The organism is Ectobacillus sp. OTK (genome assembly GCF_059698935.1).
The window spans coordinates 1,270,080-1,295,459 of the sequence record NZ_AP048547.1 but is presented as its reverse complement, the minus strand read 5'-3'; the positions used below and the strand labels follow the sequence as shown (position 1 = coordinate 1,295,459).

The window sequence follows — 25,380 nt, the reverse complement described above, 5'->3', positions numbered from 1 at the left end:
AGATACACATATATACTTCTTGGGGGAATATGTATGTCAAACAAAGGAACCATCGAGGAAATTTCGTTTTACAGTGAAGCTCTTGACGAGCACATACCGCTTATCGTCTACTTACCGCCTTTTTTCACGCCGCTGCAAAAGCATTTGCTTGTGATCGCGCAGGATGGCAAAGATTATTTTCGCTTCGGGAGAGCAGCATCTGTATTAGAAAAGCTGCATGGAGAAGAAGCCATTGACCGTACGATTTTCGTCGGCATCCCGTACAAGGATGTAAGGGACCGCAGGGAAAAATATTATCCAAACGCCTCACAAAATGCGGCGTACATCCGCTTTTTGGCACATGAGCTTGTGCCCTACCTTGATGAAAAATATCCAACGTATCAAATGGGAAGAGGACGCATCCTAATCGGAGATTCACTCGGCGGAACTGTCTCCTTTATGACAGCGCTCTCTTATCCGCATACCTTCGGACATGTCATCATGCAGTCACCATTTGTGAATGGGGATGTGATGGAAAAAGTTCGTGCCTTTTCAGAGCCGCATCTGCTGGATCTATATCATATCATCGGCACAGAGGAAACAGCCGTCAACACAACCAACGGCGAAATACGGGACTTTGTAACGCCCAATCGCGAGCTGCATGCATTACTATCTGAAAAAGGCTTTTCGTACTACTACAAGGAGTTTCAAGGGGGACATATATGGAAGCATTGGCAAGCAAATTTGCCGCATGCATTGTCACACACACTAGTGGTAGAATAAGATTAACCGCTTTCTTACAATTGTTTGTATAATAAATTAATATATTTTTTCAAAGTATATATCGTAAACATAAAGGAGGCTCCTATTATGAAATTCGGAATTGTTATTTTCCCATCGAAAAGCATGCAAGATAAAGCCAACTCATTTCGCAAGCGCTACGATCCGCATTACGCCCTCATTCCGCCGCATATTACATTAAAGCCGGCCTTCGATGCGGCAGAGGAAAAAGCAAAGGACATTGCACGCGAGCTGGACAATATTGCAAGCAAGGTAAAGCCGTTTACGCTTACGGTTGGAAAAGTCAGCTCCTTTGCTCCTGTGAATAACGTCATTTACTTTAAAGTAGAAAAAACGCCCGAGCTTGAAGCTTTAAACGAAAAGCTTCATACAGGCTATTTCGCGCAGGAACGGGAATACGCGTTTGTGCCGCACATTACGCTGGGACAAAGCATGTCCGACGGTGAGCATTCCGATGTGTTGGGACAGCTGCGCATGATGGAGTTTCATCACCAGCAAATAGTCGACCGCCTTCACCTTCTATACCAGCTCGAAGACGGATCGTGGACTGTATATGAAACATTTCAATTTGGAAGGGATTGCTAGAGCTTTGAATGTACAAATCGCAACAACACAGCAACAAAAGCAGGATGCCTTTGACGTCCGTCAGCAAGTATTCGTTATAGAACAGCAAGTATCACCAGAGGAAGAATATGATGAATATGACGCTGCAGCAACGCACGTTGTCCTATATGATAACGGCGTGCCGGTCGCAGCTGGAAGAACGCGCATCGTGGACAGTGAAATCGGCAAATTAGAGCGCATCTGCGTGCTCTCGTCCCATCGCCAAAAGGGAGCAGGCCGTCTCATTGTGGAAGCGCTTGAACAAGCTGCAATCAAGCAAGGATTACATAAAGTAAAGCTGCACGCACAAACACAAGCAGAGGGCTTTTACCAAAAGCTTGGCTACCATACCGTGTCCGATGTGTTTATGGAAGCAGATATCCCGCACGTTGTTATGGTGAAAGAGCTGTAAGAAAAGCTACGGCTATCTCTTGATAAAAGACGAGGACAATTCCGTTCTCGTCTTTTTTGCGTTCCTATGATAAGATGAAACACGTCTAAAGGGGGTTCATTATGAGATTTGCCGTCTATAACGGAAAAGAAATCAATCTACAATACTTCCCGCGGGAAAGCTTCCAAATCCTATACGAGGCAGGTCTTCGCGGCGAGGTCACATGCGCACACTGCAGTGAACCTGTCCGCTTACATCTTGGTATCCGGCAGCCGCCGTATTTTTCCCATATTGTTTCAAGCGGCACGTTCTCCTGCGAAGCAGCCGACCACGCACGTCTAGAGGCAAAGCAAAAGGAATTAGCCTCTGTCGGTTCTCATACAGAGCACGGCGGCTTCCGAATCCCAAAAGCCCGTCCTATTTCTGAAAATCCTGTCTCGGCTTGGAAACAAACACAACCGGTAAAAGGAATTTCCAAGTTTACCGAGCAAAGCGAGCGCAAAATGTATTCCATTTTAAATGAAGAGCAATTTCCGCTCGACTCTGCGCAGTATAAAGCCGTTACACATACGGAAGGCCCGCTGCTCATTCTCGCTGGCGCAGGCAGCGGCAAAACGCGCGTATTAACAGCGCGTACTGCATATATGATTCAAGAAAAGGGAATTGATCCAAAATCGATTATGCTCGTTACCTTTACGACGAAGGCAGCACAAGAAATGAAGAACCGTTTGCTTCGTTTTTCCAGCCTTTCTCCCGCCATCGTACATTCGCTCGTTGTCGGCACGTTCCACAGCATCTTTTATAAAATCCTGCTGCACCATGATGGAGAACGATGGTCGCCGCAGCGCTTGTTAAAGCATGAGTGGATGATTGACCGCATGCTAAAGGAAGCCGGTGCAGAGCTTGGGCTGGACGAAAAGGAATTTCCATATGATCAAGCTGCCCAGCAAATCGGGTATTGGAAAAACACACTTACTTCTTATGACATTGTAAAACCAGAGTCAGACTGGGAGGAAAAAGCGCTGTATTTGTACAAGCGGTATGAAGAGATGAAAAAGGAACGGGGCACGTTTGACTTTGATGACATGCTGCAGGGGTGCTATGAGCTGCTCAAAACGAATGAAGCGCTGCTCGCGCGCTATCAAGAGCGCTTTCGCTATTTCCTCATCGACGAGTATCAGGACGTCAACAAGGTACAGTACGAGATTATGCGCATGCTGTCGCGGCATACAAATAATCTGTGTGTCGTCGGCGATGATGATCAGGCTGTGTACGCGTTTCGCGGCAGCGACCCGATGTTTATCCTGCATTTCGACCGTGATTACCCGGATGCAGCTGTTGTGACACTTAACCAAAATTACCGTTCCTCCCACAGCATCGTCACGACGGCAAACAAAGTGATTACCTTGAACCGGAATCGCCGTGAAAAGCAAATGGAGGCACAGTTTCAATCGTCTTCACAGCCATGCTTTTTCTTTCCATACGACGAGGAGGAAGAAGCAACAATGATTGTGACAGATATACAAGAACAGCTCGCAAACGGCGCACAGCCAGCGGACTTTGCAGTGCTGTACCGGACAAACTCAGCATCCCGTGCGGTCTTTGAACGATTAACAGAGTCAGGTATCCCATTTGTGGTCGACCGCGATTCGCACTCGTTTTACGAACGGCGCATCGTGCGCAGCCTGCTCGCATATTTACGCCTCAGTCTCAACGAAGACGATGAAAATGCTATGAGCGATTTGCTCACAACGCTCTTTCTCAAGCAATCCGTTATGCAGGACTTAAAGGCAACAAGCATCTTAGAGGATTGTACGCTTGTCCGCGCACTCGGCAAGCTGCAAAACGTTCATTCCTTTCAGCAAAAAAAGCTGCAAAAAATTGCCCCGATGTTTCGGAAGCTAAAGGATCTGTCACCGCTGGCAGCCATTGAAATGGCTGAAAAGGAAATGGGCTTTGCTGATTTTGTGAAAAAGCGCGGCAATGAAGGCAATGCGATTGAAAAAGGCTCTGATGATATTCGTGACTTAAAGGTCGCAGCACGGAAATTTACAACGGTTCTTGCCCTTCTCGCTCATGCTGACCATATCACACGCGTAACTGCTGATATGAAAAAACGAAGCGCAGCACCCGATAATGCCGTACAGCTTCTAACCATCCACCGCTCAAAAGGCTTGGAGTACGAGCAGGTGTACCTGCTTGGAGCAGTTGACGGCTCGCTGCCGCATGATTTTGCACTGGAATCCTTTCGGGACGGTAACAGCGCTCCGCTTGAAGAGGAACGCCGCCTGACTTACGTTGCCCTGACGCGCGCAAAGGAATCACTATATGTATCAGTTCCAAGCATGCGGCGCGGCCGGACAGCTTACCCGTCTAGATTTATTAAATCGTTGTTATAAAGCAATAAAGAAAGCAGAGCAAAGTGGCAGCTCTGCTTTACTCGTTTTCCTGGTATCCTTGCTGCGAAGATTGCTTCTTCTTACCGCAGCCGCAGCCTTTTTTCTTTGTGTAGCCTTGCTGCTGCATTGCTTGCTGCTGCTGCATTGCTTGCTGCTGTTGCATTGCTTGCTGCTGCATTTGATAATATTGCCATTGATTGAAACCAGAACCGTTATTCATAGCATCTCCTCCTCGTCTTTTAAGTTGTATTCTATTCAGTATATGAATACACACCGGCTCTAGTTCACCTATTTTATTCCTCTATCAACTTGCTGACAACTGTTTCAATCACAGCTGCTATACCGGCGATGCCCAGCAAAAACACGAGCGGTTCGGCAAGCTTTGGCATCCAATAATACAAAAGCAATAAAAAAGCTGTCATCCATACACCCGTACACCAATAACAGCTAAGCAGCTCCCCGATCCATTTTTGCAGGCCGCTTCCTTTTATTTTTGTGTACGTAACAAGAGAGCCGTCTTCCTCCAATACCTCCAGCTCCTCAATAAAAGGAGCTCGCAGAAATTTTGTAATTTTATCGTAAACAATTAATCTCGTTAACCGAAACGAAGCAAATGAAAACAAGACAAGCAAAAACCAATTGTTTAAAAGCATCCTTCCGCCCCCTCCACCATATGCCCATTTCTAAAAAATCGGCGTTCATGCAGTAACCGAACGTACCCCAAATCAATATCTTATTACTGTAAACCAAAACTCAATTATAAGGAGTGAAATCAATGAGCTGCAATGATAGACACCATCATCATGATCATGACTCCAACTGCGTAGCTGATATACTAAAATTTATTAATGAACTACAAGATTGTGCAACAGGCCCTGCTTCTTCTGGATGTCCTACATCCTGCGAAATGCCTTTCCTTGGAGCAAACCCTGCCATGCCGATAGCAAACACTCGCCCCGTTGCTCTCAAACAAAAAGGATGCTGCGAAAACTTTTCAGCAAACTTCTTTTTGCCAATCGCAGGAGGAACTTCATTTTTTTGCCAAACTTCTGAAGTCTTCCGGGTAGAAAGTGTAGACCATCGCTGCGCAGTACTACGGCCACTAGCTATAAGAACTGCAAGCACAACCACACCTTTTCCTAATGAACCTGTAGAATTCTGTGACGTATTCACTGCAGGAAGTACCCTAGTTGCTACAAACTCTTGTATTACCATCGATTTAGATTGCTTCTGTGCTGTCCAATGCTTACCAGATGTAAATATTGCTGGTGTATAAATGTAAACTAAAAAAACATGAGGTGGTAGGCTACTACCACCTTTTACATATTTACTGCCCAATCATTTGAATGAGTAAGATGTCCTCTATGTTGATAAGCATATCAAACAGCTTTCTAGGCGATTTAACTGAAACAACTCCATCCTCATAAGCTGTAATATATCCTATATGGGATCCCATTTTTGTTCTTATATAGCATCTAACCTGTGGAATATAATGTGGACGATTTAATAAATACTGTACCTTTTCATCATTACTCATCTCCCTAAAGGGCCTTCCCCTCCAATTCCGCTCTTCTTCATCCTTCGCCTGCTCTACATCCTCGCCTGCCGATGTATCTTCTTGCTCCTCTGTTTCCTCTAACTGAAGTGCGGCTCCATTTTCCTGCTCCTCTGTTTCCTCTAACTGAAGCGCGGCTCCATTTTCCTGCTCCTCTGTTTCCTCTAACTGAAGTGCAACTTCATTTTCCTGCCCCTCTACAGCTTCCACCGATAGTACAGCTATACTATCCTGTCCTTCTTTCTCCTCTAGCTTAGATTCCTCAACAAACTCCTCTAATTGTTTGGCTTCAGTTGCCGCAGCATACGTCTCTATTTGCGGCTCAACTGCATAGTTATCCTCTTCATCTGGCGGCTCCTGCCAATTTCCTACTAATTCCGCTGATGTATCTGTTTGTTGAACTATTTCATTTTTTTCTTTTTTTCTGCCCGGCTTAATAACAAATGTATTTTGCATGACATGCTTTCCTTCTTGAAATGTAGGCTGTGCAATATATAGCAACGGTACTTGCTTGCTGTTCTTCTGCTTTTTCTTCACCCCTTGTCTCCTCCGTTTCTCTAAGACTTTTATACTGAGAGTATATTCAAGAAACCTATAAATTTGCTTATTTATTTTTTGCTGCTTTATTCTGTAACAAGAGAACACTCAAACATATCTCATTTAGAGTGGTATTAAATTGTGGATATTTGCAAAAAAAATAAATTGTTTTTTAAAATCTGGGGGCTTATCCATATCACATTAGCAAGTTCCTGCATTAAATATATTGTAAAAATCTTAAGGAGATGAAAACATATGTCTGATTTTTTCAAATGTCCTCCTGCATTTCCACCTAACTTCCCTCCAAAAATTCCAGCATACGGGCACCTATTCAGGGACACAGGAAGACAACCGCTTGTCGTAGGTACAGGAGCAGCACCAGCACCGAATATCGTAACTTTTACTGGAGTCGGTCCAATAAACAGAACGGCTCCTCAAGGTGTGGCTCCTGCAATCGTAGGATTAATTATTCTAGAACCTGGAGTATACGAAATTGACTACAGCGTGACAGTTGAGGCCGTTCTTCCCGCTACCGCTGAAGCAACTACAGCTATAGATGTCACTGCACGATTGCTAGATCAGGGCACTGTTATCCCTGGTTCGCAATCTAGATTTAGAGAAAATAAAGATGTCGCTGCTGCGGCTATTACTATTGCGGAAGTATTGACCAGCCCTGTTATCCGAGTTGTTACAACTGCTCCTAGACTCATCCAGATTGAATTGCTTGTTGCAGGAAATCCAGGAGTAACTGCGTCAGTTCAATTCGCTTCATTGCAAGTAATTCAAATTGCTTAATTCTTAAATAACAAACGTGTGGAGGAAGTTTGTCCTCGCACGTTTTCATATTTTACAACTTATCCAAGATAATCATTTTATACTCCCATCCTATGTTACAGGTCAGTCAGTAACTAATTGGCGGTGTTGAGCCACTTTCAATTACTATAAATATTTATCTCTCCTTTTCTATAAGAAACCAATAATAAGCAAATGAATGAGACACAAATATTTTGCACTACGGCAGATTTTCCAACGAAATAACGTATTGGAAAATTCATATCTCTATTCAAGGATGCTCTTAAGATATGGTAGAATCGGCTCTCTTTTTAATAAATAGTTCCCGCTCATCTACAGATTGGCCTGGTATACTTTCAATTGCTTTGCCTACTAAAAAGGGTTGTTGTAGCTAGTAAGAATAATTGAAACTATTATGGTAAATATATTCATACAAAGCAAACACTATCACTGTATGGTTTCCTAAATAAAGTTTTATCATCTAGCAGTGTATGCAGCCTTTTATAAAAAAATAGAGACAATAGCATAAGGTGCTAAAGAGATAATAGAACATCTTGTAAATCGCATGTATTATCTAGCATCAGCCAAAGAGAATACATTTAAATTAGGATAAAAAGGGTTTTTTCACTAGATTATACTTGCACCGAAGTACAGCTACTAACATATAGTGTATTGTTAGTTTTTATATACTAACTTAATTAATTGACAGGAGGGATATTTATCCATGGCATGTGAAGGAAGCGTATGCAGCATTCTGTTTAACTTAACGCGAGGGATTATTATCACAGTTGTAGGTCAATCAGGCTTTGTTTATGGACCAGCCAGATTTATAGACATTGATCCAATAAATTGCTTGGTTACATTGGAAGAGGAAGTAGGGCTCTCTCCGGTTACTACGAATATTATCCACATTGACTGTGACAATATCGAAAGCGTTATGATTCCAGTTGATACAGCTACGAATTAGGAAGTGACAGTTCCAATTGATGTTGAAACTATTATATATTTCTTCCGGCTACCTAGGCATTTACGATTACCTGGATCAAAGCATTACAGCCGAGCTAAGCAGCCAGCATTATGAATGGACCCACTTTCATCCAACAGAACACATAGGAAAATTAAAATCTATCGTGGCTGCTTTTCAACCAAAGGTCGCTCTGACATTGACAGGCGACCATCTTTCCCCGCAAGCCATTCAATATTTAAAAGAAAGCGGCATTAGCCTGGCATGCTGGATGACTGAAGATCCTTTTTATATCGATAAGACTATAGAGATGATTAAGAGCTTTGATTATGTCTTTACAATTGATAACGGCGCTCTACAGCACTATCAATCCGTTCACCCAAACGCTCATCATGTACCGTTAGGAACAAACCCTGCTATTTTTAAGCCCCTGCCTGTGAAAAATGTATACAAAAGCGATTTGCTTCTTGTAGGATACCCATACCCTACAAGGGTGAATCTTATCCATTTTCTTTTAGAAAATACTAAATATCAAATCACACTAATTGGAAAAGGCTGGTATAATAGACTGCAGAAAAAATGGAGAAACAACCACAGAGTTATTATTAAGGATACATGGATTGAGCCGCAGGAAGTTGCTTATTATTACAACGGGGCCAGCATCGTATTAAATCCTCATCGAAGTCACAATTTTATGTACAATCAAAATACGCGTAGAGTTGTTAACGAAAGTATTAATAACCGAACATTTGATATTGCAGCATGTGAAGCCTTTCAACTAATAGAGGAAAAACCTGATCTTCATTCTATCTTTACCGAAGAAGAAATGATATCCTACCAAGACTATGAAGATTGCTTACAGAAAGTAGTTTTCTATATGAATAATGAAGAACAAAGACGGATAATTGCCCAAAAGGCTCGAAAGGCAGCAGAAAAGCATACATTTCACCATAGAATTAAAGAAATAATTAATATTATTCAATCCCAAAACCTGAATGATTCACAAACATAATTGCTGGAGAAATAAAATCTCAATATCCATTAAAAATACTCATTTCGAGTAATATATCGAATTTTGTGACGCTAAAGTTATAAAAGGAATAGAAAACTTAAAAAGAAAAATAGCTGATCCAATCATCTATCTAGCGAGTGGTATTTGTCCCATGAACCGACCTCAGCTACGACTGCTGCCGCGTTCGTAGCCTGAAAGCAATTCATCGGTACTTGACCATTGTCCAGTTCTCCTACGTCTATTGTCACGTGAATGAACTTAGCTGTTTTTCGGAAGATCCTAGGGCCTTCCGAAAAACAGAAGAAGTACAAGTTCAGGCATAGAGTACTCCCATTTCTGACTTTGCAGAAAAATATATTATTGAATTCACTCAACTCAAGTTACTAATTATATCTTTTAGTTCTATTAATTTCTTCTTTAATGTATTTTGAGAACCTTCTACTTTTACATAATTTAATCCATTTTCCCTAAGTTTACTCCAAGTATCAATATCACTATAACATTTGATGACTTTGTTTGCGAAATCTTCTGAACTCTCACCTATTAATGCTACATCTTCATTTACACCCAACTGCTTTGCTATTAAAGGAGTGACTACAGCAGGTAAACCATGTGAAAATGTCTCAAAAGCTTTTAGAGGGATTCCTGCAGCATATCTTGTAGGTATAACAAAAACTCTGCTTTTATTATAGTAGTCCCACAAGTTATCAACCTTTCCAGTAACTTCAATCTGACTTGAAGATAATTTTTGAATAGATCTCAAGTGATTAGTTCCGACAATCCAAAGCTTTGCACCAAGCTTCTCATAAATTGCTGGATAAATTTCTTTAACAAAATAATTTATGGCATCCTCATTAGGTGAAGGAGAGGAAAGAAATCCCCCTACAAATAAAATATCTTTCCGTTGTTCAAAAGGGGTAGGCGTTACATTTAAATTTACAGCATGCCCTATCACTGCTATAGGTTTCTTAATATCATTACTAATCACTTTTTTTTCAAGATTGGACACAGTTACAACTATATCTGCTTTATCTATTAAATCCATTTCCTCTCGAATCATCTTATTTTTTTCTTGATCTGATAATACTCTTCCCTGCAATTCTAATTCAAGAATTCTCCGCTTGGAATACAATGCTTCAGCATCATATATGATTGTCTGATTTTTATTGATTAATTTAATCATATTGTATATTTCATTCATGTTATGAGGCCGGCTTATCCAAATAACATCATAGAAATCTTTTCTTTCTGCATAAAAGCTAGAAAAATTTATTTTTCTTTGTACAAAATTATATAGCACTTCTATTCCCTTTTGTTGCAATAGACTCGTATAGGGCTCTTTCTTTTCGGGAATTTGAAGAGGGAAAAATGTTACTTGAAAACCAAGTTCAGCAAGGGATTGCAAAATGGAGAAAGTTCTCGGAAAACCCGACCCAAGTTCCAGTGCAGGAATACGGTCATCTACTACTAAGATTTTAAGGTTATTTCGACTATATTCCCTTGCAAAAAGACGATTTTCTTCACTAGGTGAATAATAGAATTGAATTTGTGTTTGCCATTTTTTTTGAAACTTTTCTTGATTTTTCTTCTGTATTTCTATCGCTTTAGCAGACGTTGAGCTTCCAAACTCATGATGAATCACTTTAGATGCAGGTTGAAACATTACTTTATATCCTAATTCTCTAATTTTCATAGATAAATCTACTTCTTCATAATACGCTGGATAAAATTGTTCATCAAACCTATCTACCTTATTAAATAATTCTCTTTCTACTAAAATGCATGCACCAGAACAATAATGCACCTCCCGAACATAAGAATATTCGGGTTTAAATGGATCATCCTCTCTTCCATATCCATAACACGAACCATCATTAAAAACCATACTTCCTGCTTCCTGAAGTTTTCCATTAGGATAAATTAATTTCGCCCCAACCATTCCAATGCTTTCATCACTCTCTATTAACTCAACAAGATGCTTCAGCCAATCCTGTTGTACTTCTGTATCATTATTTAAAAACAATAAATATTTACCTTTTGCGTAACCTGCTGCATTATTGCAATTTTTAATAAAGCCTTTATTTTCCCCATCTCTAATCACAATAATATTATTAAAAAATTTGTCTATTTCTTTTGTTTTATCAGTAGACATATCGTCGGCAATAATAAGTTCATAACTAATCCCATTTGTATTTGCATATATGGACTTTAAACAGGCATATGTGTATTCCCACTTATTAAAGACAGGAATGATAATTGAAACTAATACTGGATCATTATTCTCGAGAACTCTCACTTCACTTGGATCATTATTCTCGGGAACTCTGACTTCACTTGGATCATTATTCTCGGGAACTTTCACTTCACTTGGATCATTATTCTCGGGAACTTTCACTTCACTTGGATCATTATTCTCGGGAACTTTCACTTCACTTGGAATAGTCCCAAACATTTTTCCTCTTTTGATTAGCTTTCCATTCTTTACTTTCAAATTCCCAACTAATCCAGGTTCATTTCCAATTAATTCTTTATCCATGTTTATGAGAATTTCATGTTTCGATCTTGCACAATCCCAAATTCTTATGTCATCTAACCAGCCAATAAAGTGGCCATACGGCTCCAAAACGCCAAACACGCCTGATGGAAAAATATTCTCTTTTTGACTTGTTAACCCCCTTTTTACAAATACACCATTTATATAAAGATTAGGGGTTTTATTGTCAAATACAACAGCAACGTGGGTCCAATCTGTTATTCTAGTATGGTACACCAATGTCGCTGGAAAGTAATTATGGCAATGTTCAAAAACTGCGATTCCGTTTATTCCTACTGATACGCCAGTGCCTGCCTCGTTGCCATCCATTCCTCCATGTCCTGCCCCAATTACCCAAGATTGCCCCTTATGGCCCGAAACTTGAGATGTTGTTTGAAAAGGTGCGTGAATTCTGGCATTGGGTTTCACCCAAAATTCATATGTGAAGGTATTTGATATATTCGAAAACAGCCCTTGTATTGCTATCTTCTCTTTTCCACTAAAGTGTAGGCCTTCTAAATTCATAATCTGTATGTCCCCCTTTCTCCTAATAATAAAAAGAAGCGGTACAAAGATATTACAATTAACAAACAGTTTGGTTAATTGCAGTATCTTTGAATGCCTTCCTTCCGCCTTTCACTATAAAAGAAAAATTCCTCTTTTAACCCTTCACAAGAACTTAACTGTATGAAGCGTAATTTGACATGCCAAATTACTCTATTCTTTTCTTGACTGAATTAGCAACAGCAATTGTGATAAGCAAGTAACAAAGGATTTAAGACATTTATTTAGGAATAGAACAGGAATGGCAAAAATAATGGCTGCAATAGGTGCTATTGATCTGTATACTATCGTATAATTTTTATATCTCATCGATATATTCTTTTCATCCTGTTTCTCAATGCCTTAGCAATTCCAAATAGGGATTCAATCATAATAAGAATATTTCACTCTACAGATTATTAAACTTCTTAGCAAATTATGCATTTTGTAAATAAGAGTAAATCATTGCTAAAGAACAGGCTGTAATCACTTATAACAGCCCTAGTTGAGTCAATTATGTCATCACAGAAAAATCACTGCCGATAATGGTATTATTTCAAATTACGAATGCTTTTTTGCTGAGAATTGAATCCATGTAAAATAATACGGTTCCTCAAACTCATACAGCGAGAGTAAGCTATCTATAACAATTTTATTTGAGCACGACGCTAGAATATACAATAATCAATTACCATGAATAAACTAATAGTAACTATATAAATATAATTAGGAAGGATTAAAAAAATGACCCATAAGAAAGTGGTATGTGTTTTAGGCATGCATAGAAGCGGCACATCAGCAATTACTAGAGCTCTTAATATACTCGGGGTAAATTTAGGAGAAACTGATAAGCTTATGAAGCCAGGTTTTGATAATCCAAAAGGCTATTGGGAAAATAATGAAATCGTTGATATCCACGATCAAATCCTGCAGTTATATTCTAAAACTTGGGATTCTACACAACCTTTACCATACGGATGGTGGAAAAAAGCTGAAATGCTTACATTTCGAAATAGACTTATAGAAATTGTACAAAAAAACTTTGGTGATTATGATTTATGGATGTGGAAGGACCCTAGGACGTCCCTGCTAGTCCCTTTATGGATAGAAATTTTAAAAGACTTAAATATCAGACCTCTTTTTGTCATCTGTATCAGAAATCCACTTGACGTTTACCTATCTTTAGAAAAAAGAAATCAATTCTCTAAAGAAAAATCATTCCGATTATGGAACTTATACACACTATCTTCACTATTTTGGACAAAATACGAAACTAGAATCATTGTCCATTATGACTCTTTATTAAATGAAACGGAGGCTACACTAAAAAAAATATCAAGTAAGCTAAACATACCATGGCCTCAAAATACAGACCAAGTATTTAATGACTTAAATGAGTTTATTGATCAAGAATTGCGGCACAGTTATTCCAGTATTGATCAATTAATGAATACTGATGGTGTACTAAAAGAAACAAAAATATTCTACTCTCAATTACTAAAAGCTATAGAATCCCCTTCAATGCAATTTAATAACATAGTTGACAAATTGTATTATTCGCTATTCTTGCACAGGGAAAAATAGTAATTCCGTTCTACCTATTGCTGCTTCGGGAATAATTAAAATATTACTCTATTCTATATGTATGAGTTGTCATGAGCTAGAGTTATTGCAAAACCTATCTTCTGCAGAACATGCACATAAAAAAGCCGCCTTTCTTCCCCCCTATGATAGACGCTGACCTAACATAGGAAGAATGACGGACTATTATTAGCGCTGCCAACTTGCCAAATCCTCATTCACAAACATATCTATCAGACTAACAACAGTACTCTTCGCGAAATACATGCTCAGAGGGATGGTTTGGAACATTAAAACAGAGCCCCACCTTGGCAAAAACTTATATAAAGGGCATTCAAAGAATCAGATGAAATGTCTCTTTTCGGTGTTGGCATTAAACCAATAAGAACACAGAAAGAAGAAAGGAAAATACAAGAGAGGGGAAATGCAAAGCGCTTTCTCCTTTAGTATCAGCGCTTACACCATGAGATTACGTTTAATATCAAAGGAACTTCTTACCGGTTACAAGAAAAGAAAAAAGCAGGAATTTATCCTACCCAAGCAACTACTTAACCGTTTATAATCAAGAAATTCATTGTCGTTGAAATTGTGAAAAATCCAGGTTCTCCATAATTTTGTGAAGTCTTACTCTACAATTATTTTCTAAAGATGTCTGCATCCTCCTTCAATATAGTTTTTATTCCCGCTTCTAAATCTGTTTTGCATAACCAACCTATTTCTTTTAACCTGCTTATATCAGCTTTTGATTCCATTATTTCGTTTTTCCGGTAAGGTATTACTCCAAAGTTTAAAGTTGTTCTTGACTGTGTAATTTGATGTATCAATTCCACAAACTGTCGAATGGAGATTGCTGTACCACTTCCAACCTCATATTCCTTATAAAACTCTAACCCTTGAATTTCATTGCTCAATATAAGGGAAAAAGCAGAGACCACATCATCAATATAAATAAAATCTCTTTTTTGTTCCCCTTTTGTAAGTCTTAGCTCAGGTACATTCTTTAAACAACTCTTGATAATATATATTGGGAATTTTGAAGCATCATCACCAGGTCCATATATATGTTCCAGTTTCACGTTAATAAAGCGAATCTTTTTTAGAGCAACTAAATGCTTGCTTAATTCTATAAATTGAAATTTTGATAAGGCATAGAAGTTTAAATCTTTGCTGGCAGTAGTATCTGTATTAATAAATATGTTCGTGTTATACGAAGATGCAGCCTCTAGCAATTTAAGAGGAAATAAAACATTTGATTTCAATATTTCCGAAAACGACTCGCCGTTTCTTCCATAACTTGTAGCAGTATGGATAACTGCATCAATTTTTTTATGATCAATAAAAGGTTTCTCAATTGAACATATATCTATATTATAAGTCTGAATGCTTGGCAACACTTCTAATATCCTTGAAGTATTAGAGTGGGATCGTTTTAATAAAATGATTTCATGACCTTCTTCTAGAAGCGCTTTTATAATATGGCTTCCTAGAAATCCTGTTCCGCCTGTTAATAGTATTTTCATGATATACCCTTAGATTTTGTTTTTTGATATTCCTCAATCTGCTTTAAACTAATTTCCCTTACATCATTATTTGATTTGTACTCCTTGATCCACTCTAAAATTCTATCTATTGCCTGATCTATCCCCCATCTCGGATACCATCCTAATTCTGCCTTTGCCTTAGAGCAATCTAATTTTAAATAATGTGCTTCATGCGGGTGAACTCCTTGAACGAACTCATAGGAAGCATTATTCCCCCATTTATTACATAAGTTTTTAGTAATCCATTCTACAGACTTACAATCATTATCGTCTGGCCCAAAATTCCATGCACCCGCGTATTTTTTCCCATTACTGTAGAGCTGTTGAGCTAATAAAAGATAGCCGCTTAAAGGCTCTAATACATGCTGCCATGGTCTAATAGCGTGCGGGTTTCTAAGTTTAATTTTGTTTCCCTTTTGAAGAGCATCTAAACAGTCTGGAATTAAACGTTCTAATGCCCAATCCCCGCCGCCAATTACGTTTCCAGCTCTAACAGTTGCAACTCCTACACCATGCTCATGATAAGTGCCAGCATTAAAGAAGGAGTTAAGATAGCAAGAAGTGATCAACTCCGAACAAGCCTTACTGTTGGAATAAGGATCGTACCCCCCCAGCCTTTCATTTTCTCGATACCCCCATGGCCATTCTTGATTTTCGTAACACTTATCAGAAGTTACATTGACGACTGCTTTTACCCTTCCTTTCTTTTCATTAAGTATCCTTATTGCTTCCAAAAGATATGCAGTTCCTAACACATTGATTTCATACGTTTTAATAGGATCTCGATATGATTCTCGAACAAGCGGCTGTGCAGCCATATGAATGACAATATCAGGGTCTGCGTTAAACAGTGTAGTTTGTAACTTCAGTCTGTCTCTTATATCACCAATAACAGAATTGATATATTTACTAATATTACATAATTCAAAAAGACTTGGATTAGTTGGAGGAGCTAATGAATATCCAGTTACTTTAGCACCTAAAGAACAAAGCCATAAACAGAGCCATGAACCTTTAAATCCAGTATGACCGGTGACAAAAACTTTTTTCCCTCTCCAAAACATTGGGTCAATCATAATGGTACACCTCCTTAAAAAGTTCATTAATCCCAGATTTTCCATTTTGCTTTTTCTGACTTCCATAATTCATCTAAATATTTCTTGTCTCTTAGAGTGTCCATTGGATGCCAAAAACCGGAATGTTTAAAAGCCATTAATTGTCCGTCCTTCGCAAGATTTTCTAAAGGTTCCTTTTCAAAAACTGTTTCGTCTTTCTCTATATAATCAAACACCTCAGGTTGTAATACAAAAAAGCCGCCATTTATCCATCCCCCGTCACCTTGTTTCTTTTCTTGAAATTTTTCTACTTTTAAATCGGATGTTAAGCTTAAAGCCCCAAACCTTCCATCTGGTTGTGCTGCAGTAACAGTAGCTAATTTTCCATGGGAACGATGATATTCTACTAATTTCTGAATATTAACATCCCCAACTCCATCTCCATAAGTCAGCATAAAAGGTTCATTTCCTATATATTTTTTAATTTTTTTTATGCGCCCTCCTGTCATGGTACTAGCGCCTGTTTCAGCTAAGGTTACTTTCCAAGGTTCGGCGAAATGATTATGAATGATTTGTTCGTTTTCATTCCTTAAATTAAACGTTACATCTGAATTATATAAAAAATACTTCGAAAAATATTCTTTTATCGCTGCACCTTTATAACCAAGACAAATGATAAAGTCATTAAAACCATAATAAGAGTATATTTTCATTATATGCCAAATGATAGGGTGCTCCCCAACTTCGACCATCGGCTTCGGTTTCAAATGAGTTTCTTCACTTAATCTTGTTCCGAGTCCACCAGCAAGAATAACTACTTTCAACCTTGATACTCCCTTTCAAAGATTCCATAAAGTACTTTCACCATGTATTGAAGCATCTCTGTATTTATTCCAGGATGTACTCCAATCCAGAAAGTTTGATTCATAATCTTATCCGTATTAGTTAACTCACCAACCTGTTTATATTGAATTCCTTTATATGCAGGTTGTTTCAAAAGATTTCCTCCAAATAGCAGCCTCGTACCAATTCGATATTTCTCAAGAAGTTCAACTAATTGATTACGGTTAATTGGTGATCTGTCCCTTACTGTAATTGGGAAACCAAATGGACTAGGATTACTTTTCGGTGTAGGTTCCGGCAAAATCAACATATCCTCTAAGCCCTTTAATGCTCCCTGTAAAAAAGTAAAGTTTTCTCGTCTTTTTTTAATAAATTCCGGTAGTTTTTTTAGTTGAGCAACCCCTACCGCTGCCTGCATATCTGAAACTTTAAGATTATATCCTATATGACTATATGTGTACTTGTGGTCATATCCGTAAGGCAGGTCTCCTAACTGCCAGCAAAATCTTTTATTACAAGTGTTGTCCTTGCCAGGGGCACACCAACAATCCCTTCCCCAATCCCTAAAAGATTCTACAATTCTTTTTAAAATTGGATTGGAAGTTAGTACAGCGCCTCCTTCTCCCATTGTTATATGATGAGCAGGATAAAAGCTTACAGTAGCTAAATCTCCAAATGTTCCTACCTTATTACCTTCATATTCAGCACCAACAGCGTCACAGGTATCTTCAACAAGCCATAAATTATATTTATCACAAACTCTTTTTACCTCAGTTAAATCAAATGGATTTCCAAGGGTATGAGCAATCATAATTGCTTTTGTACGCGGACCGACTGCTTCTTCTAACTTAGACGTATCAATATTATAAGTAGGAATTTCTACGTCTAAAAAAACTGGAACTAATTGATTTTGAATAATCGGATTAACCGTTGTAGGAAAACCTGCTGCAACAGTAATAACTTCGTCCCCCGGTTTAAGAGCTCTTTCACCTAGCTTTTGCGATGTTAAAGCAGAAAGCGCTAATAAATTTGCACTTGAGCCCGAGTTTGTTAACAGAGCGTAACGTCTGTTCATATATTTTGAAAATTCTCGTTCAAATTTTTCTGCATATCGCCCAGCTGTTAACCAAAAATCGAGGGAGGAGTCTACTAAATATGTTAACTCTTCTTCATCAAAAACTTTACCACTAACTGGAATATAATCTTTTTCGGGATCAAACGCTTTTCTCATCCACTTGCTTTGGTAATATTGTTTAGTTATTTCAATAATTCTTTTACGAAGTTCTTCAGTATTTTCACTCACTTTTATTCCTCCTCTTTCTATGTGTATGCATTAGATTTTTAATAAACAACATTTATCACCTCTGGATAAAAAACAATTTAAAACTAGATCAAATTTGTTTAATAATATCCTATGTTAAAATTCTTAAACCGTTTTGGACTTATAACTTAAAACAACAAGAAATTCGTAGTCAAAACTATCTTTGTCTAAACTAAAGCCTATTAATACTACCAAGAGTTAGATACCCGCTAAGTCTAATATTTTTTTCATTTTATTAATATCAACTACTATGTCGTCATGATTTGAAAAAGCTGCAGGAGAAGCTCCTCCTTGACAGACCATATAGTAATAGTCCAAATAAACGTAATTAGCAATTTTCCAATATACATCGCATATATAATTTATAGAACTAAACTCAATCACTTTTGTTCCTGGATTGCAAAAGACTAGGTTCGAAAGAGCTGCACTGATTGGAGAAACTATAATTTTGGCAGAAGAAAACAGGCTTATTTTTTCATTCAAAGAGAGTGAACTTAATGAAACTTTTTTAAAACCGTGCTTCGCCAAAAACTCCATTAGTTCATCTTCATTCAGTACTTTTCGGTAACTTGCATCATCACGGCTTATATAAATTCTTTCAAAATCACTTATTTTTTTTACATGTGGATTTTTATCTAGGAATTCGCTTCTAATAAAATCACAAGCCCATTTTGGGTAACCAATTCCACCTGGAACAGATGGAACAATTAACTTTTTTGCCTTTAAATGAAATGTATCATCAGCTAATATTATTTTTTCTTTAGGGATACCTAAAATAGATAATGTTTCAAATTTAAATTGTGATATTGCCGGCTGATGACCATTAATAATATATTTATCAACTGTAATACCGCTTTTATTAATTAAATCAATACGAGGTAAAATATCAAAGAACCAATGAAAATAGTTATTATGAAAATACCATGCCAATGTTGCTACAGTTTCTGTAGTATATTTAACGTTAGGTAATAACTTTTGAAAAAGTTCCTCCTGATCTTTCTTTCTGGGTGGATAACAAACATCCCAAAAAATCTCATTGTTCGGGGTTATCACACTTCCACAATTACCAATTACATGACCATCTGGTATTTCCGTTACAAGTGCTCTCCGAAACTGACGAATATTGTTCCATCTCGGAGAATCAATTCCTTTTGCCGGTGGAAGATGGAATAGATGGTCTGGATAAATTTCTTGAGATTTTAACCCCTGTTCTTGGTTCATTTTTGTCATTCCTTTTTATTCTTTATGGGATTACTTATTAATCATTAGACGAAATTACCTAAAAACATTGAAACTCGTTATTGTAAACGTATCATTAATAATTCATAGGTTATTATTAGCTTTTAAAATGAATTTGGCAGTAATTTTGACGAATTCTGGGATGGTAAAGATTCTAAAATGTGTAAAAGCTATTATTGCGGGGATTTATATTAGAAGAGAACATGTTTTAATCCTTTCGTGTGCCATTTCAGGCGAATGAGGTTCTTCCAAGCGGTCTGTAAATCATATAAACTACTGGGCCATTCTGATTGTTCATCACCTGTACCCCATGCCTTGTCATTTTTGCAAGTGAATTAGAATCATAATAGTTAGACCATCCTCCTTCAAACTAGGTACTGCCTCAATACATTAGGAAGGAGGACGGCCTCTTTATGCACAATTTCTACATAAAGATAAGCTTTGTAACATACTCAATACTCGATTAAAAAGCTAGTCTTTCATCAGATTTATAAATTATTCATAAACTGCTTACATGTCCTCAATACCTGCCATCTTCAATATTTTTGACAATTTTTCTGTATCTACAACAATGTTATCCCAATTTGGAGGATTAATAGGAGGATTCCCTCCTTCACATACCATATAATAGTAGTCTAAATTAACATAATTGCTAATTTTCCAATATCCATCAAACACATAATTTTTGGAACTAAATTCAATTACTTTTGTCCCTGGATTGCAAAACACTAAATTTGTTAAACCAGCGCTAATTGGAGAAACTATAAATTTCGCTGAATTAAATATATTTATCTTATCGATAAGGGGCACCGAGCGTAATAAAACTTTCTTGAATCCATACTTCTCCAAAACCCCCATCACTTCTTTTTCATTAAGGACTTTTCGAGACGCTGCATCATCACGGCTTATATAAATTCTTTCAAAATCATTTAGTTTTTTTACACTTTTATTCTTCTCCAAAAACGCCTCTCTCAGATAATCACAGGACCATTTTGGAAAACCTGAAACGCCAGGAACTGAAGGTACGGCTAGACGCTTAGCCTTGATATGAAGATTCTCATGTGTCAATATTATTTGGTCTCTTGTTATTCCTAGTTGGGCAAGTGTTTCGTATTGTATATCTGGCTGGCGAAGATCGCCATTTAATATATATTTATCAATTGGAATACCACTCATTTTTAGTAAATGAATCCGTGGTAAAACTTCCAAAAACCAATGAAAATAATTGTTATGTCCACATTTTGCAATTGTCGCTACCGTTCCTGCTGTATAGGTAACAGGAGGCAATTGCTTTTGACGAAAAACACTATGCTCAGTTGGTTTGCTTCCATGTTCTATAGACACATCCCATAAAAGTTTATCATCCGGAGTAATTACATTAGCGTTTAGCCCCCACAACCGTCCGTTAGGTATAATCGTAACAAAAGAGTTCCGGAATCTGCACATATTATCCCAACGCGGAGAATCCAATCCCTTTGGTTTTAAAAGTTCGACAGTTTCATCTGGATAGAGTTCCTTATAAATTTTTGGGACTCCATTAAATGCTTTTATCCAATCCCAAGTGAACGTATGAAACCCAGTTGGTGGTCTCAAATCTCTTTTATCAATCATTTCACCACTCCTCACGCATCAGTTATAATAATTCATTCCAGGAAAACTGTTAGTTGATTGATGTAGCCCTCTAAATTCACACATTAGTACGAAAGAAACCACTGATTAATATATAAGGCATCGTCCAATATTACTAAGAGATTACTATACGTATAAAACTCTAATGCGCAGGCGTACTATTCCTTTTTTTAAGGAAATTATTTAATTCTTTTCTTGTTTCATTACCTAAACTTTGAATTTTATTATTTAGCAACTCTTTAGCATACTGATATAGTTGTATGTCTAAAGAATTATTTGCCGCTATTAAATCTATTAGATTTTCTTCAATTAACTCTTTCTGAGGCCGTTTTTTTGTTACATTTTCCTTTTTGTAATGAATGATACTATCATCCCATCCAAATTTCTTTTTCATTAAAAACAAAGATTCATTAAAATTTTCAGTTATACCCACAACAGAAAATTTTTCTCTAATATTTTTCATTGCCATATCAAGGTCATATTCTCCGCCTGAAATAATTTTTGTTTGGTGATTTTTAGCTTGTTCTTCTTCTTCCAGAAAGTATTTTAACCCTCTATCTTTGTATTTTTTATGCATTGGATTAGTAGGATCCGTACATATAAAATAGTATAGGGAAATTACCCTTTCAATGGGATCACGTAGCATTGTCGTATAACTGTATTGTTTTGAAGTGTAATCATGCAGGCCATACGGATGATGCCCTGTTATACATTTTAATTCGGCCTGTTTATCTAACCTATTTTTAACTATTTCTAGCTCTTGCAATTTTTTTTCAGAATAATCTATTCTGTAAATATTTTCTTCGCCATATTGACTTTCTAGAATGCTTATTAATGTAGTTCCTCCAGATTTTGGGATATGCAAAAAAATTAATAGTTTTTCCTCACATGAGTTATTACTATGTTCCATAAGACACCTTCTTAACAGAAATAAAGATAATATGTTTATAAATACTCCTCTCATTACTGATAGAGTAATTTGTCCTCAAACGCCCTTTATCATATTTTGTTTTACTGTACCTTAAACCATTTCCCAGGAATATATTCTAAAATCAAATTCAGAGCTCCGGTCTATTAGTACAACACTTTCATCTGTATTCATTTGTTCTGTTACTAAAGGATCAGCTATTGCATGTACACCATGCAAAAAATATTCATATATTTTTATATAATCGCTAAATTTATAGTCAGCACATAAACATTTTATTGCTTGGTAGTCAACTGGATTAAAAACTAGTGGAGATTATGATAATAGTAGGAATATTGAATAGAAAACAATTAAAGACATGTACTCATTAGTAGAGTGAGCAAGAAGGAAAATAACTACAGTTCTGCATTTGTTATCAATGATGTTTCTTTAACCTTCCATGTTAAGCTGTAGAAATCTGCTTCGTATTTTTCTTTATACTTGTATAAGCTTAGCAAACCAAAATTGGTAAATATCATAAAGAGATTCTTCTAATGATATTTTAGGCTTCCAATTTGTTTGAATACGTACCTTTTCATTATTTCCGATTATTACTGGAGCGTCTGAAGGTCTCATTTTAGAATTATCTGGAGCTATTTCTATTGGTAATTTTGAGAAGGAAAGAAAAATATCTAATATGCTTTGAATCTTAGTTCCCATTCCTGAGCAAACATTATATACTTCACCAGCATTCCCATGCATGGCAATTTCATAGTAAGCTTTAACAATATCTCTAACATCAGTGAAATCCCGTATAGCTTCTAAATTCCCTATCCTCATTTGGTTGTTCTGTGCCTTACCGCTATTGATAAGGGCAATTTGATACGCAAAATCCGAAGTTACAAACCCGAGACGCTGCCCCGGACCAATATGATTAAATGGTCTTATGTGAATGACGTCTAAATTGTCAGCTTTATGGTACTGTTTAATTAGCATACTTATCGCTGCTTTACTAACACCGTACGGACTTACAGGATTTAACTGGTTCTCTTCAGATAGTTTGTTGTGCATAGAGTCAATTCGACCATATTCTTCTGATGAGCCAATCGTTATAATTCTAATTGTTTGGTCCACTTTTTTTACAGCTTCAAGTAAATTGATAGTCGCTATTGTGTTTGCCTCTACCACATCTCTTCTTGCAGTCCATGAATATTTGACATTGCTTATTCCTGCTAAATGAAAAATATGGCTGGGCTTTATATCATTTAAAAGTTTAATAATTTGATCTTCTAGCATTAAATCAAGGCAAAAGAGGTTTGTTCCTTTTCTCTCTATCCTCGATGTTCCAAAAACAGGGATGGAATAAGAAGCTAATAATTGTTCAAGATGTTTACCTACAAATCCAGACATGCCTGTAATTAGAGCTCTCATTTAGAATTCTCTAACCTTTTCAGGTCACTCTCAACCATCATTTTCACTAGTTTTTCAAAGGAAACCTCAGGCTGCCAATTTAATTTTTGTTTTGCTTTGGAAGGATCACCTAATAATAAATCAACCTCCGCTGGACGCATAAACTTAGGATCTTGAATAACATACTCTTTCCAGTTAAGACCAACATGTTGAAAAGCAATTTCCACAAATTCCTTCACAGTATGCGTTTCACCTGTAGCAATGACATAATCATCGGGATGCTCTTGTTGAAGCATTAACCACATTGCTTTTACATAATCACCCGCAAATCCCCAATCACGTTTTGCATCCAAATTCCCTAAACGTAATTCTTTTTGCAGACCGAGCTTTATCTTGGCAACAGCATCGGTTATTTTGCGTGTTACAAATTCCAGGCCTCTTCTTGGAGATTCATGATTAAATAAAATCCCTGAGCATGCAAACATATCATAACTTTCACGATAATTAACAGTAATCCAATGGCCATATAATTTTGCTACACCATATGGGCTACGTGGATAAAATGGGGTCATTTCTGTTTGTGGGATTTCTACCACTTTTCCAAACATTTCACTGCTTGAGGCTTGATAAAAACGGGCACTTGGCTTGCCTAACCGAACAGCCTCCAACACATTTGTAACTCCTAAACCTGTCACCTGACCTGTATAAATGGCTTGTGTCCATGAATCACCTACAAAGGATTGCGCAGCTAAATTATAGACCTCATCAGGGTCTGAAACTTTTATTACACGAATCAATGATGATAAATCCAACAAATCACCAGGTATAAATTCAATCTCCTTAACTATTTTTTTTATGTTCTCAAAATTTGGGGTAGCTGTCCTTCTTCTTAATGCATAAACTTTATACCCTTTATCCAACAACATCTCTGCTAAGTAAGATCCATCTTGCCCTGTGATACCAGTGATTAGCGCTTTTTTCATCCAATCAACTCCAACGCTCTTTCTTCTTATCGGTTACAGCATATGCACACACTAACTAAAGAAGTGACAGAAGAAGCATCATTTTACCATTTTTTGGTAAAATTAACAACATATCACTTATATATTCATAATCATTAATAATGATAATCAGATTTTATGTATGTGATTTCAAATGTTTATAAAATACAGATTGATTAATTACAACATACTGTTTGGTACAAGGTATTAAATACCCATTTATTCCCATATCGCTTGTATGCAGTATCTAGGCATTGTCTCATACTATATAATATATTTTACTTCGCATATATCCTCATATAGTCCTTATGGAGACCTCGGAATAGAAAATAATCCATCAGATTTCACTGGATGCTAGGGATTAATAAATAGGATACAGGTACAAATGATTGCAAAGTAAAAGAAAGTCTTCAATAAAACGTCTATTTTATGTGAATAGTATCACCTGTTCATGACTAGCTACATATAAATTTATTAAAAGTATTGTTATGTCAATAAAATAGACATATTGACTATACAGAAATAGCTAATCTCATGCTGTTGTCCCCCCATCGTTAGAATAATACCACATACCTATTGAACGGAAGTTCCGTTATCGAAGTGCCTTATGTGTATCTTACACACAATTTTTGAGCGATCTAAAATGGAAATATCAGCAAAGACACTATGAAAACAAAAATCATCCCACAACAAGGCACCGTTTTCTATTTGAGTATAAATATATATGTTTCGTCGAGGAGCTAT

General features: G+C 37.1%; 22 protein-coding genes. 9 read left to right on the top strand and 13 right to left on the bottom strand.

Annotation, left to right across the window (positions count from 1 at the left end; genetic code table 11):
• The first annotated feature begins 33 nt into the window (after positions 1-33).
• The 4 genes from AC6HZ4_RS06355 (at position 34) to AC6HZ4_RS06340 (ending at position 4,173) form a co-directional block, all read left to right on the top strand.
• Positions 34-762 carry an alpha/beta hydrolase gene (locus tag AC6HZ4_RS06355; RefSeq protein WP_497494141.1) on the top strand — a complete coding sequence of 243 codons (729 nt, stop codon included), beginning with the start codon at positions 34-36 and terminating at the stop codon, positions 760-762.
• 87 nt (positions 763-849) lie between these two features.
• On the top strand, positions 850-1,365 hold the full coding sequence (locus AC6HZ4_RS06350) for a YjcG family protein (RefSeq protein WP_497494140.1): 516 nt from the start codon (positions 850-852) through the stop codon (positions 1,363-1,365).
• A gap of 4 nt (positions 1,366-1,369) precedes the next feature.
• On the top strand, positions 1,370-1,795 hold the full coding sequence (locus tag AC6HZ4_RS06345) for a GNAT family N-acetyltransferase (RefSeq protein ID WP_497495618.1): 426 nt from the start codon (positions 1,370-1,372) through the stop codon (positions 1,793-1,795).
• Between the two features lie 101 nt (positions 1,796-1,896).
• Positions 1,897-4,173, top strand: coding sequence for an ATP-dependent helicase (locus AC6HZ4_RS06340; protein ID WP_497494139.1), 2,277 nt, complete (start codon positions 1,897-1,899; stop codon positions 4,171-4,173).
• Positions 4,174-4,210: 37 nt separating this feature from the next.
• On the opposite strand, the gene AC6HZ4_RS06335 is transcribed toward AC6HZ4_RS06340, so the two are convergent.
• Both AC6HZ4_RS06335 and AC6HZ4_RS06330 read right to left on the bottom strand, forming a co-directional pair.
• On the bottom strand, positions 4,211-4,393 hold the full coding sequence (locus tag AC6HZ4_RS06335) for a cytochrome C oxidase subunit III (protein ID WP_497494138.1): 183 nt from the start codon (positions 4,391-4,393) through the stop codon (positions 4,211-4,213).
• A gap of 73 nt (positions 4,394-4,466) precedes the next feature.
• The gene (locus AC6HZ4_RS06330) at positions 4,467-4,826 is read right to left on the bottom strand and encodes a DUF1360 domain-containing protein (protein ID WP_497494137.1); all 360 of its coding nucleotides are present in this window, start codon (positions 4,824-4,826) and stop codon (positions 4,467-4,469) included.
• Between the two features lie 122 nt (positions 4,827-4,948).
• Here AC6HZ4_RS06330 and AC6HZ4_RS06325 point away from each other — a divergent pair, with 122 nt between their 5' ends.
• Positions 4,949-5,449, top strand: a complete 501-nt coding sequence (locus AC6HZ4_RS06325) for a CotY/CotZ family spore coat protein (RefSeq protein ID WP_497494136.1) — start codon at positions 4,949-4,951, stop codon at positions 5,447-5,449.
• 51 nt (positions 5,450-5,500) lie between these two features.
• On the opposite strand, the gene AC6HZ4_RS06320 is transcribed toward AC6HZ4_RS06325, so the two are convergent.
• Entirely contained in the window at positions 5,501-6,265 is a 765-nt protein-coding gene (locus tag AC6HZ4_RS06320; RefSeq protein ID WP_497494135.1) for a CotO family spore coat protein, read from the bottom strand.
• A 255-nt stretch (positions 6,266-6,520) separates the two neighbouring features.
• On the opposite strand from AC6HZ4_RS06320, the gene AC6HZ4_RS06315 reads away from it, so the two are divergent.
• The 3 genes from AC6HZ4_RS06315 to AC6HZ4_RS06305 all read left to right on the top strand — a co-directional run bounded on the left by AC6HZ4_RS06315 (position 6,521) and on the right by AC6HZ4_RS06305 (position 9,033).
• Positions 6,521-7,060: a hypothetical protein gene (locus tag AC6HZ4_RS06315; protein WP_497494134.1), complete on the top strand. Its 540-nt coding sequence runs from the start codon at positions 6,521-6,523 to the stop codon at positions 7,058-7,060.
• A gap of 721 nt (positions 7,061-7,781) precedes the next feature.
• Positions 7,782-8,024, top strand: coding sequence for a CGEA protein (locus AC6HZ4_RS06310; RefSeq protein WP_497494133.1), 243 nt, complete (start codon positions 7,782-7,784; stop codon positions 8,022-8,024).
• 22 nt (positions 8,025-8,046) lie between these two features.
• Entirely contained in the window at positions 8,047-9,033 is a 987-nt protein-coding gene (locus AC6HZ4_RS06305; protein WP_497495617.1) for a CgeB family protein, read from the top strand.
• A gap of 370 nt (positions 9,034-9,403) precedes the next feature.
• On the opposite strand, the gene AC6HZ4_RS06300 is transcribed toward AC6HZ4_RS06305, so the two are convergent.
• A complete protein-coding gene (locus tag AC6HZ4_RS06300) occupies positions 9,404-12,091 on the bottom strand; it encodes a glycosyltransferase (RefSeq protein ID WP_497494132.1) in 2,688 nt (895 codons plus the stop codon).
• Positions 12,092-12,853: 762 nt separating this feature from the next.
• On the opposite strand from AC6HZ4_RS06300, the gene AC6HZ4_RS06295 reads away from it, so the two are divergent.
• Positions 12,854-13,693 carry a sulfotransferase family protein gene (locus AC6HZ4_RS06295; protein WP_497494131.1) on the top strand — a complete coding sequence of 280 codons (840 nt, stop codon included), beginning with the start codon at positions 12,854-12,856 and terminating at the stop codon, positions 13,691-13,693.
• A 632-nt stretch (positions 13,694-14,325) separates the two neighbouring features.
• Here the strand turns inward: AC6HZ4_RS06295 and AC6HZ4_RS06290 are convergent.
• From AC6HZ4_RS06290 to gmd, 9 genes are all read right to left on the bottom strand, one after another.
• Entirely contained in the window at positions 14,326-15,210 is an 885-nt protein-coding gene (locus AC6HZ4_RS06290) for an NAD-dependent epimerase/dehydratase family protein (protein ID WP_497494130.1), read from the bottom strand.
• Complete coding sequence (gene rfbG, locus AC6HZ4_RS06285; protein ID WP_497494128.1) at positions 15,207-16,307, bottom strand: CDP-glucose 4,6-dehydratase; 1,101 nt, start codon at positions 16,305-16,307, stop codon at positions 15,207-15,209. The genes AC6HZ4_RS06290 and rfbG overlap by 4 nt, the downstream gene beginning before the upstream one ends.
• A 26-nt stretch (positions 16,308-16,333) precedes the next feature.
• Positions 16,334-17,110 carry a glucose-1-phosphate cytidylyltransferase gene (gene rfbF, locus AC6HZ4_RS06280; RefSeq protein WP_497494127.1) on the bottom strand — a complete coding sequence of 259 codons (777 nt, stop codon included), beginning with the start codon at positions 17,108-17,110 and terminating at the stop codon, positions 16,334-16,336.
• Positions 17,107-18,432 carry a lipopolysaccharide biosynthesis protein RfbH gene (rfbH, locus tag AC6HZ4_RS06275; RefSeq protein ID WP_497494126.1) on the bottom strand — a complete coding sequence of 442 codons (1,326 nt, stop codon included), beginning with the start codon at positions 18,430-18,432 and terminating at the stop codon, positions 17,107-17,109. The genes rfbF and rfbH overlap by 4 nt, the downstream gene beginning before the upstream one ends.
• A gap of 216 nt (positions 18,433-18,648) precedes the next feature.
• Positions 18,649-19,671 (bottom strand): glycosyltransferase family 61 protein, encoded by a 1,023-nt coding sequence (locus tag AC6HZ4_RS06270; RefSeq protein ID WP_497494125.1) that lies wholly within the window; start codon positions 19,669-19,671, stop codon positions 18,649-18,651.
• A 528-nt stretch (positions 19,672-20,199) separates the two neighbouring features.
• Positions 20,200-21,300: a glycosyltransferase family 61 protein gene (locus AC6HZ4_RS06265; RefSeq protein WP_497494124.1), complete on the bottom strand. Its 1,101-nt coding sequence runs from the start codon at positions 21,298-21,300 to the stop codon at positions 20,200-20,202.
• Positions 21,301-21,460: 160 nt separating this feature from the next.
• The gene (locus tag AC6HZ4_RS06260; protein ID WP_497494123.1) at positions 21,461-22,228 is read right to left on the bottom strand and encodes a sulfotransferase family 2 domain-containing protein; all 768 of its coding nucleotides are present in this window, start codon (positions 22,226-22,228) and stop codon (positions 21,461-21,463) included.
• A gap of 492 nt (positions 22,229-22,720) precedes the next feature.
• The gene (locus AC6HZ4_RS06255; RefSeq protein ID WP_497494122.1) at positions 22,721-23,656 is read right to left on the bottom strand and encodes a GDP-mannose 4,6-dehydratase; all 936 of its coding nucleotides are present in this window, start codon (positions 23,654-23,656) and stop codon (positions 22,721-22,723) included.
• Positions 23,653-24,618 carry a GDP-mannose 4,6-dehydratase gene (gene gmd, locus AC6HZ4_RS06250; RefSeq protein ID WP_497494121.1) on the bottom strand — a complete coding sequence of 322 codons (966 nt, stop codon included), beginning with the start codon at positions 24,616-24,618 and terminating at the stop codon, positions 23,653-23,655. The genes AC6HZ4_RS06255 and gmd overlap by 4 nt, the downstream gene beginning before the upstream one ends.
• Positions 24,619-25,380: the final 762 nt, after the last annotated feature.